The sequence below is a fragment of the Terrabacter sp. LjRoot27 genome, from assembly GCF_964254175.1.
Lineage (GTDB): Bacteria > Actinomycetota > Actinomycetes > Actinomycetales > Dermatophilaceae > Terrabacter.
The window spans coordinates 1,868,798-1,884,875 of record NZ_CAXUSS020000001.1; the positions used below are offsets into that span (position 1 = coordinate 1,868,798).

General features: G+C 71.8%; 17 protein-coding genes and 1 tRNA gene. 10 read left to right on the top strand and 8 right to left on the bottom strand.

The window, feature by feature from the left end:
• Positions 1-173: 173 nt before the first annotated feature.
• The 5 genes from ACSQ2D_RS08695 to ACSQ2D_RS08715 all read right to left on the bottom strand — a co-directional run bounded on the left by ACSQ2D_RS08695 (position 174) and on the right by ACSQ2D_RS08715 (position 3,808).
• Positions 174-599 (bottom strand): Fur family transcriptional regulator, encoded by a 426-nt coding sequence (locus ACSQ2D_RS08695; RefSeq protein WP_435985556.1) that lies wholly within the window; start codon positions 597-599, stop codon positions 174-176.
• Complete coding sequence (locus tag ACSQ2D_RS08700) at positions 596-1,660, bottom strand: metal ABC transporter permease (RefSeq protein ID WP_435985557.1); 1,065 nt, start codon at positions 1,658-1,660, stop codon at positions 596-598. The genes ACSQ2D_RS08695 and ACSQ2D_RS08700 overlap by 4 nt, the downstream gene beginning before the upstream one ends.
• The gene (locus ACSQ2D_RS08705; protein WP_435985558.1) at positions 1,657-2,496 is read right to left on the bottom strand and encodes a metal ABC transporter ATP-binding protein; all 840 of its coding nucleotides are present in this window, start codon (positions 2,494-2,496) and stop codon (positions 1,657-1,659) included. Before ACSQ2D_RS08705 ends, ACSQ2D_RS08700 begins: the two co-directional genes overlap by 4 nt.
• Positions 2,493-3,452, bottom strand: coding sequence for a metal ABC transporter substrate-binding protein (locus ACSQ2D_RS08710; protein WP_435985559.1), 960 nt, complete (start codon positions 3,450-3,452; stop codon positions 2,493-2,495). Before ACSQ2D_RS08710 ends, ACSQ2D_RS08705 begins: the two co-directional genes overlap by 4 nt.
• A 65-nt stretch (positions 3,453-3,517) precedes the next feature.
• Complete coding sequence (locus ACSQ2D_RS08715) at positions 3,518-3,808, bottom strand: DUF6703 family protein (protein WP_435985560.1); 291 nt, start codon at positions 3,806-3,808, stop codon at positions 3,518-3,520.
• 78 nt (positions 3,809-3,886) lie between these two features.
• Here ACSQ2D_RS08715 and ACSQ2D_RS08720 point away from each other — a divergent pair, with 78 nt between their 5' ends.
• From ACSQ2D_RS08720 to ACSQ2D_RS08730, 3 genes are all read left to right on the top strand, one after another.
• Positions 3,887-5,281 carry a glycine--tRNA ligase gene (locus ACSQ2D_RS08720; RefSeq protein ID WP_435985561.1) on the top strand — a complete coding sequence of 465 codons (1,395 nt, stop codon included), beginning with the start codon at positions 3,887-3,889 and terminating at the stop codon, positions 5,279-5,281.
• A gap of 296 nt (positions 5,282-5,577) precedes the next feature.
• Positions 5,578-6,780 (top strand): S1 family peptidase, encoded by a 1,203-nt coding sequence (locus ACSQ2D_RS08725; RefSeq protein ID WP_435985562.1) that lies wholly within the window; start codon positions 5,578-5,580, stop codon positions 6,778-6,780.
• A 122-nt stretch (positions 6,781-6,902) separates the two neighbouring features.
• Entirely contained in the window at positions 6,903-7,466 is a 564-nt protein-coding gene (locus ACSQ2D_RS08730) for a HEAT repeat domain-containing protein (RefSeq protein ID WP_435985563.1), read from the top strand.
• An 89-nt stretch (positions 7,467-7,555) separates the two neighbouring features.
• Here ACSQ2D_RS08730 and ACSQ2D_RS08735 read toward each other — a convergent pair whose 3' ends face one another.
• Positions 7,556-8,395, bottom strand: coding sequence for a sulfurtransferase (locus tag ACSQ2D_RS08735; RefSeq protein ID WP_435985564.1), 840 nt, complete (start codon positions 8,393-8,395; stop codon positions 7,556-7,558).
• Positions 8,396-8,420: 25 nt separating this feature from the next.
• Between ACSQ2D_RS08735 and ACSQ2D_RS08740 the strand changes: the two genes are divergently transcribed.
• Together ACSQ2D_RS08740 and dusB are read left to right on the top strand one after the other, a co-directional pair.
• Entirely contained in the window at positions 8,421-9,149 is a 729-nt protein-coding gene (locus tag ACSQ2D_RS08740; protein WP_435985565.1) for an alpha/beta fold hydrolase, read from the top strand.
• A 30-nt stretch (positions 9,150-9,179) separates the two neighbouring features.
• Positions 9,180-10,412, top strand: coding sequence for a tRNA dihydrouridine synthase DusB (gene dusB / locus ACSQ2D_RS08745; protein WP_435987837.1), 1,233 nt, complete (start codon positions 9,180-9,182; stop codon positions 10,410-10,412).
• 3 nt (positions 10,413-10,415) lie between these two features.
• Here the strand turns inward: dusB and ACSQ2D_RS08750 are convergent, their stop codons facing one another.
• Entirely contained in the window at positions 10,416-11,129 is a 714-nt protein-coding gene (locus ACSQ2D_RS08750; RefSeq protein WP_435985566.1) for a hypothetical protein, read from the bottom strand.
• A 44-nt stretch (positions 11,130-11,173) separates the two neighbouring features.
• Here ACSQ2D_RS08750 and ACSQ2D_RS08755 point away from each other — a divergent pair, with 44 nt between their 5' ends.
• Complete coding sequence (locus ACSQ2D_RS08755) at positions 11,174-11,812, top strand: YdeI/OmpD-associated family protein (RefSeq protein WP_435985567.1); 639 nt, start codon at positions 11,174-11,176, stop codon at positions 11,810-11,812.
• A 78-nt stretch (positions 11,813-11,890) separates the two neighbouring features.
• On the opposite strand, the gene ACSQ2D_RS08760 is transcribed toward ACSQ2D_RS08755, so the two are convergent.
• Entirely contained in the window at positions 11,891-12,022 is a 132-nt protein-coding gene (locus ACSQ2D_RS08760) for a hypothetical protein (protein ID WP_435985568.1), read from the bottom strand.
• Positions 12,023-12,123: 101 nt separating this feature from the next.
• Here ACSQ2D_RS08760 and ACSQ2D_RS08765 point away from each other — a divergent pair, with 101 nt between their 5' ends.
• From ACSQ2D_RS08765 to ACSQ2D_RS08780, 4 genes are all read left to right on the top strand, one after another.
• On the top strand, positions 12,124-13,353 hold the full coding sequence (locus tag ACSQ2D_RS08765; protein ID WP_435985569.1) for a deoxyguanosinetriphosphate triphosphohydrolase: 1,230 nt from the start codon (positions 12,124-12,126) through the stop codon (positions 13,351-13,353).
• A 51-nt stretch (positions 13,354-13,404) separates the two neighbouring features.
• Positions 13,405-15,363, top strand: coding sequence for a DNA primase (gene dnaG / locus ACSQ2D_RS08770; RefSeq protein ID WP_435985570.1), 1,959 nt, complete (start codon positions 13,405-13,407; stop codon positions 15,361-15,363).
• The gene (locus ACSQ2D_RS08775) at positions 15,363-15,881 is read left to right on the top strand and encodes a hypothetical protein (protein WP_435985571.1); all 519 of its coding nucleotides are present in this window, start codon (positions 15,363-15,365) and stop codon (positions 15,879-15,881) included. The genes dnaG and ACSQ2D_RS08775 overlap by 1 nt, the downstream gene beginning before the upstream one ends.
• Before the next feature lie 106 nt (positions 15,882-15,987).
• Positions 15,988-16,060 (top strand) — tRNA-Asn (locus tag ACSQ2D_RS08780).
• Positions 16,061-16,078: the final 18 nt, after the last annotated feature.

Genomic DNA, 16,078 nt, shown 5'->3' on the forward strand with positions numbered 1-16,078 from the left:
CCGCACGCCCGGTCTGGCTGGCGGGACCGAGCGGGCTGTGGACGACCCGCCGCGGACGCGCGGGGGTGTGGACGGAGCCGCGCCGCCGGGGCCGGGCCACCCTTGCGGCACGGAGCGACCCGCCTGCCAGTGGCTCGCTTCCGCCAGGGTGGCGTCGGGCGTCGAGGGTGGCGTCAGCCGGCGGCGGTGCAGTCGGCGCAGGTGCCGAAGATCTCGAGGGTGTGCGTCACGCCGCTGAAGCCGTGGTCGCTCGCCACCTTGTCGGCCCACTTCTCGACGGCCGGGCCCTCGACCTCGACGGTGCGGCCACAGGCGCGGCACACGAGATGGTGGTGGTGGTGGGTCGAGCAGGCCCGGTAGACGGCCTCGCCGTCGTCGGTGCGCAGCACGTCGACGGTGCCGGCCTCGACCATCGACTGGAGCGTCCGGTAGACCGTGGCGAGCCCGACGCCGGCTCCCGCGTCGCGCAGCCGGGCGTGCACCGTCTGGGCGGAGGTGAAGTCGTCGGAGCGCTCGAGCAGCTCGGCGACGGCCACCTGCTGCCGGGTCGGCTTGCGCGAGGTCGCCGAGGCGCTCGAGGTGTTGGTGCCGCTCGTCATGGTCTCGATCCTGTCGTCGGGCCGGTGGCCGGGCCGGCCGGGCGGGCCGGGCCGGCGCCGGCCGTCTCCGGAGCGGGTCCGGAAGGGTTGTCGTGGTGGACACCGTGCTCGTCGTAGTGGCCCTCGTGGGCGGCGTGCAGGTGCCCGTCGTGGACGTAGTCGACGTGGTCCCCGTGGGTCACGGCAGGGTGGCCGCACTCGACCCCGTGCTCGTGGGCGTGCGTCTCGGCGATGTCGTGCCCCCGGCCTCCGACCCTCGCCATGACGCCGGTGACGAGGGCCGTGACGACGAACAGCCCGACCGCGAGCAGCACGATGGTGCCGCCGGAGGGTGTGTTGAGCGGGTAGGACAGCGCGACCCCGCCCACCGACGAGACGAGACCGAAGGCGATGGCCCATCGGAGGCCACTGCTGAACGACCGGGCGATGAGCTGGCTCGCGGCGTTGGGCACGATCATGAGCGCGCTGATGAGCAGGAGCCCGACGACCCGCATCGCCACGACGACGGTCGTGGCCGTGAGGACGGCGAGCACGATGTTGAGGGGAAGGACGGGGATGCCGACCGCCCGGGCGTACTCCTCGTCGTTGGCGACGGCGAAGAGCCGCGGGCGCAGGGCCCACGTGGTGACGGCGATGACGAGGGCGAGGGCTGCGAACAGGTAGAGGTCGCCGCGCTGCGTCGTGAGGATCGACCCGAAGAGGTACTTCATGAGGTTGGCGGGGGTGCCGTCGGCCGACTTGCTGATGATGACCACACCGGCCGCGATGCCGCCGTAGAAGATCACCGCGAGGGCGACGTCGCCGTTCGTGCGTCCCCTCGTACGCAGCAGCTCGATGACGATGGCGGCCAGCACGGCGGCCACCAGTGCCGTGAGCACGGGTGCGGCCCCGGAGACGAGGCCGATCGCGACGCCGGCGAGGGCGACGTGGCCCATGCCGTCGCCGATGAGCGAGAGCCGCCGCTGGACGAGGAAGATCCCGACCATCGGTGCGACGGTGCCCACGAGCAGTGCGGCGATGAGCGCGCGCTGCATGAAGTCGATGGAGAGCATGGCGATCACCGTCGTCTCCCGTCGTTGAACGTGTCGAGCGGACCGTGGGCGACGCCCATCTGAGCCTCGAGCTCGTCGTCGTGGTGGTGGCTGTCGTGCTCGTGGTGGACGCGGGCACGCGCAGCGGCGTACTCCTGCGGCGTTCCGTTGAAGCGGATGCGACCGCCGTCGACGACGATGATGCGAGACAGCAGACGTTCGAGGGCGCCCAGCTCGTGGGTGACGATCACCATGGTGACGCCACGTGCCACGAGGCGCTCGAGCACGTCCGCGAGCACGTGCTGGCTGGCGGCGTCCACACCCGCCGTCGGCTCGTCCATGATGAGGACGTCGGGCTGTCCGGCAAGCGCACGCGCGATGAGGACGCGTCGCTGCTGTCCGCCGGAGAGGGTGCTCACCTCGGTGGCGGCGCGGTCGGCCAGGCCGACGAGCTCGAGCGAGCGGGCGACGATCTGCCGGTCAGTGGCGCGCAGCCGGCCCAGCCACCCGAGTCGCGGTAGGCGTCCGGTCGAGACGATCTCCTCCGCGGTCGCGCGGACCGAGGCCGAGAGCGTATGCCGCTGCGGGACGTAGCCGAGCCTCGCCCGGTCGCGCAGGTCGGTGCTGGGGACACCGAAGAGGGTGACGCTTCCGGAGACGTGGTCGTTCAGCCCGAGGATGCCCTTCATCAGGGTCGACTTGCCGGATCCGTTGGGCCCGACCACCGCGAGGGTCTCACCGGGCCTCACGACGAGGTCGGCGTCGTGGAGCACCGCGCGGTCGCCGTAGCCGAACGAGGCGTGCTTCAGGTCGATGACGGGATCGGTGCTCGGTGCACGGCTCGCGTCCGGGGCAGGGTGCGTCACCGGCAGTTCAGACCCTTCTCCAGAGCCGCGAGGTTGCTGCGCATGACCTCAAAGTAGTCCTTGCCCGCCGACTCGGAGGTGATGCCCTCGATCGGGTCGAGCGTGGCGAGCGTGGCGCCGGTGGAGGTCGCCACGGTCTCGGCGAACTTCGGCTCGACGAGGGTCTCCTGGTAGATGGTCGTGACCTTCTCCTTGCGCACGAGGTCCGAGATCTGCTGCAGCCCTGCGGCGCTCGGCTCGGCCTCGGGCGAGATGCCGCTGATGCCGTGCTGCTCGAGACCGTAGCGCTGCGAGAGGTAGCCGAAGGCGGCGTGACTCGTCACGACGACCTTCGAGCCGCACGACGACAGGCCCTTCTCGAACTCGGCGTCGAGCACCGTCAGCCTGCCCACGAACGCGTCTGCGTTGGTCGAGTAGGTGGCAGCGTTGGCCGGGTCGTCCTTCGAGAGCCGGGCGGCGATGGCCCGCGCCACGGCGGAGTAGCGCTGCGGGTCGAGCCAGAAGTGCGGGTCGTCCGACGAGTGGGCGGCGTGGTCGCTCTCGGACTCGCCCGCGTGGTCGTGGCTGTCCTCCTCGGCCGCGGTCAGGGTGAGCTGGGCGGAGTCGGCGACGTCGAGGACCTTGGCCGCATCCACCTGACCCATGGCGTCGTCGACGGCCGGCTGGAAGCCATCGGCGTAGATGACGAGCTTCGCCTGGGTCATCGACCCGACGTCCTGCGGGGCGAGCTCGAGGTCGTGCGGCTCGGCGCCGGGCTTGGTCAGCACCGTGACGGGGATCTTGCCGCCGGCGATCTGCTGGGTCGCGAACTGGATGGGGTAGAACGAGGTGACGACCGAGCCCTCGGCCGAGCTGGTGCCGGCCTCAGACGTGCTTCCGCACGCGGTGGCGGTCAGGGCCACCGCGGTCGCGGCGACGAGGGCGGGTAGGGCGCGGCGCAGGGGAGGGCGGGTCATGAGAAGCATCATGGCCCGAGATGAGAATGATTGTCAAAACCGTTCTCGCCCTCAGGAAGGCGAGGTCAGCCGGCCGGGACGATCCTGACGACCGCGACCGCCACGGCGAGCACGAGCACCGCCGTGCGCATGAGCCGCTCGGGCAGGGTCAGGCGCTGCCACGTGAGGAAGAGCAGCCAGCCGACGAAGGCCGCGACGACGAGGAAGGCGATGCCACCCCAGGGACGCGGGGCGAAGATGCCGACGGCCAGCAGGACGACGAGGGCGCCGAACGCGACGGGACGCGGGACGGCGTTGAGCCGCTCCACCCACGGGTAGGAGGCGTGCTCGAGACGGGAACGGAAGCTCAGGGCCACACGACGAGCCTAGGGGACGCGACGGCATACCCCGGACGCGTGGCAAAGCAGTGGCGCCGGCCCGATAACCTGTCCCGCATGGCAAAGCAGACATCCATCGTGGACACCGTCGTCAGCCTCTGCAAGCGCAGGGGCTTCGTCTTCCCGAGCGGTGACATCTACGGAGGCACCCGGTCTGCCTGGGACTACGGCCCCCTCGGCGTCGAGCTCAAGGAGAACATCCGCCGCCAGTGGTGGAAGTCGATGGTGACGAGCCGCGACGACGTCGTCGGTCTCGACTCCTCGATCATCCTCCCGCGCGAGACGTGGGTCGCCTCGGGCCACGTCGGCACCTTCACCGACCCGCTCGTCGAGTGCCTGAGCTGCCACAAGCGCCGCCGCCAGGACCACCTCCAGGAGGCGCTCGCCGAGAAGAAGGGCATCGAGGACCCCGACTCGATCCCGATGTCCGACATCGTGTGCCCCGACTGCGGCACCAAGGGCCAGTGGACCGCACCGCGCGAGTTCAACATGATGCTCAAGACCTACCTCGGCGTCATCGAGGACGAGTCGGGCCTGCACTACCTGCGCCCCGAGACCGCCCAGGGCATCTTCGTCAACTTCAACAACGTCATGCAGGCCTCGCGCAAGAAGCCGCCGTTCGGCATCGCCCAGACCGGCAAGAGCTTCCGCAACGAGATCACGCCGGGCAACTTCATCTTCCGCACCCGCGAGTTCGAGCAGATGGAGATGGAGTTCTTCGTCAAGCCGGGCGAGGACGACGAGTGGCTCCAGTACTGGCTCGAGGAGCGCACCCGCTGGTACGTCGACCTCGGCATCAACCCCGACAACCTGCGCCACTACGAGCACGCGCCCGAGAAGCTCTCGCACTACTCGAAGCGCACCGTCGACATCGAGTACCGCTTCAACTTCGCCGGCTCCGAGTGGGGCGAGCTCGAGGGCATCGCCAACCGCACGGACTTCGACCTCTCGACGCACTCGAAGCACTCGGGCACCGACCTCGTCTACTTCGACCAGCAGACCGGTGAGAAGTACACCCCCTACGTCATCGAGCCGGCAGCAGGCCTGTCCCGCTCGCTCATGACCTTCCTCGTCGACGCCTACTCCGAGGACGAGGCGCCCAACACCAAGGGCGGGGTCGACAAGCGCGTCGTGCTGCGTCTCGACCCGCGACTCGCGCCGGTCAAGGCCGCGGTGCTGCCCCTGTCGCGCAACGCCGACCTCTCGCCCAAGGCCCGTGACCTCGCGGCCACCCTGCGCAAGCACTGGAACATCGACTTCGACGACGCCGGCGCCATCGGCAAGCGCTACCGCCGCCACGACGAGATCGGCACCCCGTTCTGCATCACGGTCGACTTCGACACGCTCGAGGACCACGCCGTGACGATCCGTGAGCGCGACTCGATGGCCCAGGAGCGTGTCGCGCTCGACCAGGTCGAGGGCTACCTCGCGCAGCGCCTCGTCGGCTGCTGACGCAGCACCACCGCACCACCGACGTATGCCGTCCGCCCACCCGGGCGGGCGGCATGCGCCTGTAGGCGCCGTCCCACGCGTCCCCCGAGCCTTCGCGCGCGAATCATCACCGGTGACAAGGGGGTTCGCATCCCGAGCCGGGCGTCCTGACGATGAAATGGGTTTCAAGGACTTCTCTTGACCGAACCCGGAGGCAAGCCTGAGGCGGTCCATGGACCGGTCTTGAGTGGCCCTTCCTAGGTTCGTCGTCGTCGGCCGGATCCGCGGTCGACGAGCCCGACACAGGAGAACCGCGCATGATCCGCACGAGCTTCACCGCCCTGGCAGCCACCGCTGCCGTCGCGACGGCGATCACCGTGATGCCGGCCCAGGCATCGACCCTCGCCGCAGACGAGACCCCCACGCCCACCCCCGCGGCGTCCACCGACTCCGGCCAGTCCGTCGCCGAGATGTCGGCCCGCTGGCTCGCGAAGGACCGTGGCATCTCGCTCGCCACGGCGCGTGAGCGCGTCGCGGCCCAGGACGGGCAGGCCCGCACGGCGGCCTCGCTCGAGCGCTCGCTCGGTGCCCGAGCCGCAGGGTCCTACATCGACGCCACGTCGGGAGTGCTCGTCGTCAACGTCGTCGACGCGGCGTCCGCCGCGAAGGTGCGGGACGCCGGAGCCGTCGCCCGCGTCGTCGACCGCTCGACGAGCGAGCTGTCCGCGACCGAGCGCAGGGCGCGTGAGCGGGCGGGTTCGGCCGTCGTGTCCTCCTACACCGACCCCGTCACCAACGGGGTCGTCCTGACCGTCCCCACCGCGCGGGTCTCGGAGGTCCGCAGCGAGGTCGCCGGTCTCGACGGTGTGGCCGTCGCGGGCACCGACGCCCGGACGACGACGCAGGCCAACGTCTACGGCGGCCAGCAGATCGAGTTCAGCGGCTACGTCTGCTCGCTCGGCTTCAACGCCACCCGCGGCGGGTCGCCGGTCTTCATCACGGCCGGGCACTGCGGTGAGGGCTGCCAGACCTTCAGCAAGGGCGGCACGACGCTCGGCAAGACACAGGCCTACTCCTTCCCGGGCAACGACTACGCCTACTCGACCCTGACGTCGAGCTGGACGGGCATCGGTGCCGTCGACCTCTACGACGGCGTCAACGCGCGCCCCGTCTCGGGCTACTCGAACGCCCCGGTGGGCACCGCCATCTGCAAGTCGGGCCGCACGACCGGCTGGACCTGCGGCTCCGTCCAGGCCAAGAACGTCACGGTCAGCTACAGCAACGGTGACGGCACGACGAGCACCGTGAGCGGCCTGACGAAGAGCAACACGTGCACCGAGGGTGGGGACTCGGGCGGCTCCTGGATGGCGAGCACGTCGGCCCAGGGTGTGACGAGCGGTGGTGCCGGCTACGGCGCGAACAGCGTGTGCGGCGAGAAGGTCGGCCAGCCCAACATCGCCTACTTCCAGCCCGTCGACGAGATCGTGTCTGCCTACGGGCTGACCCTCAGGACCTCCTGAGGTCCACCCCTGCCGACCCGTTCCTCCCGGGTCACGACCGACGGCCCCCACCACGACGACGTGGTGGGGCCCGCCGGCCGTCCCGGGCGCCGCCCGTCCGGGATCGGCGGCATACTGCCCGCATGGTCGAGCCCGAGGTGCTGCACGCCACGCCCGGCGACCGGGCGAGGGCCGCTGCGGATGCGCTCGGTGACGACGTCCTGACCCGCTGGTGCGCCGACCTGCTGTCGGGCCGTGCCAGCTGGGGCGACCCGGCCCTGCCCGACATCGGCTGGGTCGGCGGCCAGGTGGTGACGGGCTGGGGGTCGCCCCACCACCTCGACGACGACACCCGCTACTGGTCGCGGGTGTGGGCTGCCCGCACCCTGCTCTACGTCTGGTCGGAGCGGTGCGGGCCGGATGTCGTTGCAGGACTGGTCGATCCGGCCTGGCGCGTCCGCGAGATGTGCGCGAAGGTCGCGGCCCGCTGGGAGGTCGGACCCGCGGCCGAGACCTGCGCGGGCCTCGTCACGACCGACGACGTGCCGAGGGTCCGGGCCGCGGCCGCCCGGGTGCTCGGCGCCGTGGGGGAGGCCGAGCACGCCGACGCCCTGCACGGGGCCGTGGACGACCGGGACGAGTCCGTGCGCGTGGCGGCCGCCCGAGCGCTCGGCACGCTCGAGCGTCGCCTCGACCGCGACCTCTGACCGCGCCAACACGCCGAGCAGGTCACGACGCGCCGGGATCCGATCGCGGTGAGCCGTGACCTGCTCGGTGTGTTGCGGGGTGGAGAGGGTCAGCCGGGGGAGTGGCCGGTCGCGACGGGCCGCGCGGCGTCGCGGATCCACTCGCTCCAGGATCCGGGGTAGAGCACCGTGTCGACGCCGAGCTCGGCCAGCGCGAGCATCTCGTGGGCAGCGGTCACACCCGACCCGCAGTAGACCCCGACCGTCCCGTCGCCGGGGTCGACGCCGCCGGTCACGGTGGCCCAGTGCTCGGCGAGGTCGCGGCGGAACGTGCCGTCGCCGGTGACCCACGCGGCCGTCGGGCTGTTGACCGCCCCCGGCACGTGCCCGGCCACGGGGTCGATCGGCTCGGTCTCGCCCGCGTAGCGCTCGGGCGCCCGCGCGTCGAGGAGCAGCCCGTCCCGGGCCAGGGCGGCCGCACCCGCCGCGTCGAGCGTCGGCAGCTGCCCCGGCCGCACCTCGACGTCGCCGTGCCGGTCGGCCGGCTCCTCCGTCGAGACCGGCAGCCCGGCCGCCAGCCACGCGGCGTACCCACCGTCGAGCACGCGGACGTCGTTGATGCCGACCCAGCGCAGCACCCACCACGCCCGCGCGGCGGCATACGACTCCTTGCCGTCGAGGACGACGACGCGGCTGTGCTCGGTGATGCCGGCGCGGCGCAGGACGGTTTGCACCACGGCAGGGTCCGGCAGCGGGTGGCGCCCGCCGTCGCCCGCCGGCGAGGCGAGCTCGGTGTCGAGGTCGACGAAGAACGCGCCGGGGACGTGGCCGGCGTCGTAGTCCTTCCGGCCCGCGGGGGTGTTCGCCGTCGTCAGCGCCCACCGCACGTCGAGCACGACGACGTCCTCGATCTCGTGGGCGAGCTGGCCGGCGGTGATGAGGTGGGTCACCGGGCCATCGTGGCATCCTCACCGTGTGCGTGCTCACCTGGTCCTCGTCCACGGGTCGCGCCTGTCGAGCACCCAGTGGGCGCCCCAGGTGCCGCTCCTGCGCGACCACGTCGACCTGACGCTCGTCGACCTGCCCGGGCACGGCGCGCGCGTGGACGAGGAGTTCACCCTCGCCCGCTGCGTCGACGTCGTCGACGAGGCCGTGGTCGCGGTCCCCACCGGCACGCCGGTCGTGCTCGTCGGTCACTCGCTCGGCGGCTACGCCGCGATGGCGTATGCCGCAGCGCGCCCCGACACGCTCGCCGGGCTCGTCCTCGCCGGGTCCAGCGCGGTCCCCACCGGCCCCGGAGCCGCGATCTACCGTGGGGTCGCGGCGCTGACCGACCGGCTCGGCGCGGAGCGGATGACGCGGGTCAACGACCGCGTCCTGCACCGCCTCTACCCGCCCGAGCGCATCGACCCGGTCATCGCCGGTGGCTACTTCTTCGCGCCGACGGCTGCGGCCTGGCGGGAGGTCATGGCGCACTGCCGGCCCTCGATGCTCGAGCACGTGCACTGCCCGGTGCTGCTCCTCAACGGCCAGTTCGACCAGCTGCGGATCGGCGCCCGGGCCTACCTGCGCGCGTGCCCGAGCGCGCGCGAGCAGATCGTCCGTGGGGCCGGTCACCTGTCCGGCCTCGACCGGCCCGAGGCCTTCGCCGACGCGCTGCTCGGCTTCGTGCGGACCGACGTCGATTCGGCCCCGCGCGCCTGATCGGGGACAATCGAGCCCGTGACCGACGTGATGAGCCCCGCGACGCAGGCCGGTGAGGCCGCCCCCGCAGAGACGACGGGCGCCGTGCTGCCCCCGCTGCGCATCGGGCGCCACGTCATCGAGTCACCCGTCGTGCTCGCGCCGATGGCAGGGATCACCAACCGGGCCTTCCGCCGGCTGTGCCGCGAGTACGGCAACGAGGGTCGTGCGATCGGTGGCGCCAGCGGCGCGACGAGCCTCTACGTCAGCGAGATGATCACCTCCCGCGCCCTCGTCGAGCGCACGCCCGAGTCGATGCGCCTCATCGAGCACGACCCCGAGGAGAACCCGCGCTCGATCCAGCTCTACAGCGTCGACCCCGCGACGGCACGGGCCGCGGCCCGGATGCTCGTCACCGAGGACCGCGCCGACCACATCGACCTCAACTTCGGCTGCCCCGTCCCGAAGGTCACCCGCAAGGGCGGCGGCTCCGCCCTGCCGTGGAAGAAGGACCTCTTCAAGGCGATCGTCGGCGCCGTCGTCGAGGAGGGCGCCAAGCGCGAGATCCCCGTCACGGTGAAGATGCGCAAGGGCATCGACGACGTCCACCTGACCTACCTCGACGCGGGCCTGACCGCCGAGGCCGAGGGCGTCGCCGCGGTCGCGCTGCACGGACGCACGGCCGCACAGGCGTACTCCGGCACCGCCGACTGGAGCGCCATCCGGATGCTCAAGGAGACCGTGACGAGCATCCCCGTCCTCGGCAACGGCGACATCTGGTCGGCCGAGGACGCGGTGCGGATGGTCCGCGAGACCGGCTGCGACGGCGTCGTCGTCGGACGCGGCTGCCTCGGTCGCCCGTGGCTCTTCACCGACCTCGCGGCTGCCTTCGCCGGCACCCCGGCGCGGGTGACGCCGACGCTCGGGGAGGTCGCCGACACGCTCCGGACGCACACGGCATACCTCTGCGACTTCTACGGCGAGGAGGAGCGCGCCTGCCGCGACATCCGCAAGCACATCGCCTGGTACCTCAAGGGGTTCCCGGCCGGCTCGACGATCCGCAACTCGCTGGCGCTCGTCGACTCGATGGCCGCGCTCGACCGGCTGCTCGCGACCCTCGACCCCGACGTGCCGTGGCCCGGTGAGGCCGCAGAGGGCCAGCGCGGGCGTGCTGGGTCGTCGCGCACCGTGGCGCTGCCCGACCGCTGGCTCGAGTCGCGCGAGCTGTCCGAGGAGCACCGGCGCACGATCGCCGAGGCCGAGCTGTCGGTCAGCGGCGGCTGAGCCTCACTTCAGCCAGACGCTGAGCGGGCCGATCCGCTCGCACCCCGCGGCGACGGCGGCCTCGACGCCCGCCCCGGCCTCCCAGCCGACGAGGGGCATGCCGCCCACGACGCCACGGGCGGCGGCCGCGGCCGCACCCCAGGCGCGCTCGACGTCGCCGTCGGACGTGAAGACGTTGCCGAGACCGGCGACCTCGCCCGTCACGTTGACGACCGCCCCGGAGACGAAGGGCGACGTGCCGTCAGCGGGGTCGTCGGAGGCGCGGGCGCCGAGGACGTGGACGCCGGGCTCGTCGAGCAGCGACGGGCGCAGGATGGCCTCGGCGTCGGGGTCGCTCGCCCACGCACGCACCCAGTCGGCCATCGCGTCGGGCGTCGTGACGCGCTGCCACGCCGCCGCGGGTGCGGGCACGGGAGGTGTCGACGGGTCGAGCCAGACCCACTCGCCGACGACGAGGCGGGCGAAGTCCTCCATCGACAGGTCGAGACGCGACCAGGAGTCCTTGACCGAGCAGCCGTCGGAGTCGTCGACGCGCGCGAGGACGTCGTACTCGCCGACCTCGGGGGAGAGGGTCACGGCGTCGGGGTAGTAGGGCGGCGTGCGCGTCGACGCCGTCCACGCATGGTCGTCGAGGGTGCACACGACGCCGTGCGAGCGGGCCACGGCGTCGCACCAGAGCGCGTTGTTGCGGGCGGCGAGCAGGATGCGGTCGGTCACGGCACGATCCTCCCAGCGTCGGTGGCCGATGGCAGGATCGGGGCATGCGACAGGGCGGATCGGCCGAGCGGCCCGCGACCTTCTTCGACGACGCCGAGGACTTCCGGGCCTGGCTCGAGGCCCACCACGAGAGCGCCACCGAGCTGTGGATGGGCCTCAACAAGAAGCACGTCGAGCCGCGCGGTCTGCAGTGGGCCGAGGCCGTGCGCGAGGCCCTGTGCTTCGGCTGGATCGACTCGATGGCCCAACGCATCGACGAGGACGCCGTGCGCCAGCGGTGGACGCCGCGCAAGCCGGGCAGCAACTGGAGCGCCATCAACATCAACGCCGTCGCCGAGCTCACCGCCGCCGGGCGCATGCGTCCGGCCGGGCTCGTCGCCTTCTCGAGGCGCCGCGAGGACCGCTCCGGCATCTACGCCTACGAGAACCGCGAGCTCACGTGGTCCGACGACTACGAGGCGATGCTGCGCGCCGACCCCCGCGCCTCGGCCTTCTGGGACGGGGCGACACCCTCCTACCGCAAGATCGCGACGAACTGGGTGCTCACGGCCAAGCAGGAGGCCACCCGCGACAAGCGCATGGCAGAGCTCGTCGCCGACTGCTCCAACCTGCGCCTCATCAAGATGCAGCGCTACGGCACCGAGCCGGCCTGGGTGCGACGCATGCAGGCCGAGCTCGGCTGAGCCGGGTCGAGGTCAGACCCGTGTCAGACCCGTGTCAGACCCGTGTCAGACCCGTGTCAGACCCGTGTCAGATCGAGGTCAGCGCTTGCCCTTGGGCGGGATGATCTCGGTGTGGTCCTTGGCTGCGGACTTCGCGTGCTTGTCGGCACGCTTCTCCTTGAGCGATCTGGCCTTCGTGGACATGTGGGACTTCGGTGACTTGTCGCCCATGGCGCGCTCCTGAGGTTGGAAGCCTGAGCGGCTCCATGACTCAGTATGCGCCCCGGGAGCGGCGCCGCGGTCGGCTGCGCCTCGCCGCATAGAGTTCCGGTGTGGGCTACGAGGGTCGGGACCGGGAGCGCTGGGTCGCGGAGGACCCTGCCCAGAAGCGGGCCGACCGCGACGACTTCGCGCGCGACCGGGCGCGGGTCGTGCACTCCTCGTCGCTGCGCCGGCTCGCCGCCAAGACGCAGGTGCTCGCACCCGGCCACGACGACTTCGTCCGCAACCGCCTGACGCACTCGCTCGAGGTCGCCCAGATCGGCCGCGAGTTCGGGGCAGCCCTCGGCTGCAACGCCGACGTCGTCGACACCGCGTGCCTGGCCCACGACCTCGGTCACCCGCCCTTCGGGCACAACGGCGAGACGGTCCTCGACGAGATCGCCTCGGGGATCGGCGGGTTCGAGGGCAACGCCCAGACGCTGCGCCTGCTGACGAGGCTCGAGGCCAAGCGTGCACACGCCGACGGCACGTCCGCCGGGCTCAACCTGACGCGGGCCAGCCTCGATGCCACGACGAAGTACCCGTGGGCGCGCGGCGACGGCCCCTACGAGACGCACAAGTTCGGGGTCTACCCGTCCGACCTCCCCGTCTTCGAGTGGATCCGCGAGGGCGCGCAGCCGCAACGCCGGTGCCTCGAGGCCGAGGTCATGGACTGGTCCGACGACGTCGCCTACTCGGTCCACGACGTCGAGGACGCCATCGCCTCGGGCTGGATCGACCCCCGGCTGCTCCACTCGCGAGACATGGCCGACGTCATCGACGTGGCGGGCCGCACCTACGCGCCCGACCTCGGCGCCGACGCGCTCGGGGCCGCGCTGGAACGCATCCTCGCGTCGGGAGCGGTGCCCACGGCATACGACGGCTCGCGCGGCGACCTCGCGCGCCTCAAGGACATGACGAGCCGGCTCATCGGCCACTTCGTGCTCGTCGTCGAGCAGGCCACGCGCGAGCGTCACGGCCCCGGTGAGCTGTGCCGCTTCGAGGCCGACCTCGTGGTCCCCGACGGCACGCGCGCCGAGTGCTCCGTGCTCAAGGCCATCGCCAACCACTTCGTCATGACCACCGACGAGCGCCTCGCGATCATGTCGGGTCAGCGCGACGTCGTGCGTGCCGTCGTCGAGGCGTATGCCGCCGCGCCCGAGGAGCGCCTCGACGTGGCCTTCCGCCTCGACCACGAGGCCGCTGCCGACGACGGGGAACGGCTGCGCGTCGTCGTCGACCAGGTGGCCTCCCTGACCGACGTCCGGGCGCTCGCGCTCCACAGCCAGTGGTGCCGGTGACGGGCACCTCGAGGCCGAGCACCTAGAATCACGGATGGCGACAGGAGGCAGATGGCGGGGCTGATCAACAGCGAGGACATCGCGGCGGTCAAGGCGCGGTCGTCCATCGAGGACGTCGTGCGTGAGCACGTGACGCTCCGCTCCGCCGGTCCGGGGTCGCTCAAGGGCCTGTGTCCCTTCCACGACGAGAAGACGCCGTCGTTCAACATCCGCCCGGCCGTGGGTGCGTGGCACTGCTTCGGGTGCGGCGAGGGCGGAGACGTCATCTCCTTCATCCAGAAGGTCGACCACCTCAGCTTCTCCGAGGCCGTCGAGCGCCTCGCGCAGAAGCTCGGCATGGAGCTGCGCTACGAGAACGGCGACCGGCCGCGCGAGGAGGGGCTCGGCCGCCGCAGCCGCCTCGTCGAGGCCCACCGCGTCGCCGAGGAGTACTACACCGAGCTGCTCCTCGGCAGCCAGGGCGCCCGGCAGGCGCGTGACTTCCTGCGGGCCCGGGACTTCAACAGCGAGCACGTCAAGCAGTTCGGCATCGGGTTCGCGCCCCGTGGGGGCGAGGACCTCGTGCGCCACCTGCGCGCCAAGGGCTTCACCGACGACGAGCTCGTCACCGGCGGCATCGCCGGCCGGGGCGCGCGGGGTCTCTACGACCGCTTCCGAGGGCGTCTCGTCTGGCCGATCCGTGACATCACCGGCGACACCGTCGGCTTCGGAGCCCGACGGATCTTCGACGACGACCGCATCGAGGCGAAGTACCTCAACACGTCCGAGACCCCCATCTACAAGAAGTCGACCGTGCTCTACGGCCTCGACCTCGCCAAGAAGAAGATCTCGCAGGGCCGCCAGGCCGTCGTCGTCGAGGGCTACACCGACGTCATGGCCTGCCACCTCGCCGGCGTCGAGACCGCCGTCGCCACGTGTGGCACGGCCTTCGGCGCGGACCACATCAAGACGCTGCGACGCCTCATGCGTGACGAGGCCGGCCTCGCCCCGGCCAAGGTGATCTTCACCTTCGACGGCGATGCCGCCGGCCAGAAGGCAGCCATGCGCGCCTTCGCGGACGACGAGAAGTGGACCTCGCAGTCGTTCGTCGCGGTCGAGAAGTCGGGCAAGGACCCGTGCGAGCTGCGCCAGGCCGGGGGAGACCCGGCGGTGCAGGCGCTCATCGAGGACGCCGTGCCCATGTTCGAGTTCGCGGTGCGCACGACGATCAAGCGCTTCGACGTCGCGACGGCCGAGGGTCGCATCCAGGCCGTCCGCGCGGTGGCCCCGATCATCGCCTCGATCCGCGACCAGTCGCTGCGGCCGGAGTACACCCGCGAGGTGTCCGGCATGCTCGGCCTCGACGTCGAGCAGGTCGCGACCGAGGTGTCCCGGGCCGGCAAGATCAAGGTCGACGAGGACGCTCGCACGGACCGGGCCGACCGGGCCGACCGGGCCGACCGGAACGGCCGCGACCGTGGCGACGGACGCGACGACGTGGAGCCGCAGGCGGGTGACGGGGGAGGCATGCCCGTGCCGGACCGTCGCGATCCCGTCGTCCACGCCGAGCGGCAGCTGCTCCAGGTCCTGCTCCAGTTCCCGACGGTCTTCAAGCCGGGCGCCATCGACCTGCTGACGCCCGAGGCCTTCTCGGCGCCGGCGCACCGCGCGGTCTTCGACGGCATCCGCATCGCGCACCACAGCGGCGACAAGGGCAACGCGCGCGCCTGGACCTCGGCCGTCACCGAGGCCGCGCCCTCGCCCGTCGCCGGGCTCGTCAGCGAGCTCGCGGTCGACACCCTGCCGACGCGTATGGACGCCTCGACGGGGCTGCCCACGTCGCGCTACGTCGACGAGCTCTTCGACCGGGTGCGCACCATCGCCCTGACGCGACAGATCGCCGACTCGATGAGCGAGATGCGCCGGCTCGACCACGCCGAGACGCCGTCGCCCGAGCGCACGCGTGAGCTCGGCATCCAGCTGCAGACGCTCCAGCGCGAGCTCGCGGCGATCAAGGCAGGAATGGGCTGATGGCACTCTTCGAACGCCGGCGTCGACCGGCGCTGCCCGCTGACGTCCGCGCGGCGGTCCCGCTCGACGGCGGGGAGCAGGTGCTCGCCTGGGCCCGTGACGAGACGAGCGGCGCCCACGTCGTCGCGACGACCTACCACCTGGCCCTCGTCGACGCCGACGGCGGCCTCGTCTGGCGCCGCGCGTGGCACGAGGCCGAGTCCGGCACGTGGCAGGGCGAGTCCTCCCGGCTCACGGTCACCTGGGTCGACCGCGGGGTCCCTGCGCGCTGGCACCTGACGGAGCCCTCGCTGCTGCAGCAGACCTTGCGTGAGCGGCTCCAGGCGAGCGTCGTGCTCGCCGACGAGTTCCGCACCGCCGGGCGCCGCACGGTGCGCGTCGTGATCCGTCAGGACCTCGCCAGCGGCGCTCTGCTCGAGCAGACGATCCCGGGCAAGGGCGCCGACCTGACCGACCCCCAGGTGGCCCGCGAGGCGGCACAGCGGATGGATCGGCTGCGCTCCGAGGTCGGGCTCTGACGGGACCTGACGAGGTGTCCCGGAGGCTCGTCAGGACGTCGTCTCCGACCCGCCGAACCCGATTTCTCGACGGCGCTGATGCTTTGCTATGGTTGCGCAGCAGCATTCCCCTGTAGCTCAATTGGCAGAGCAGCCGGCTGTTAACCGGCAGGTTATTGGTTCGAGTCCAATCGGGGGAGCCCAGCGAGAAGGGCCCC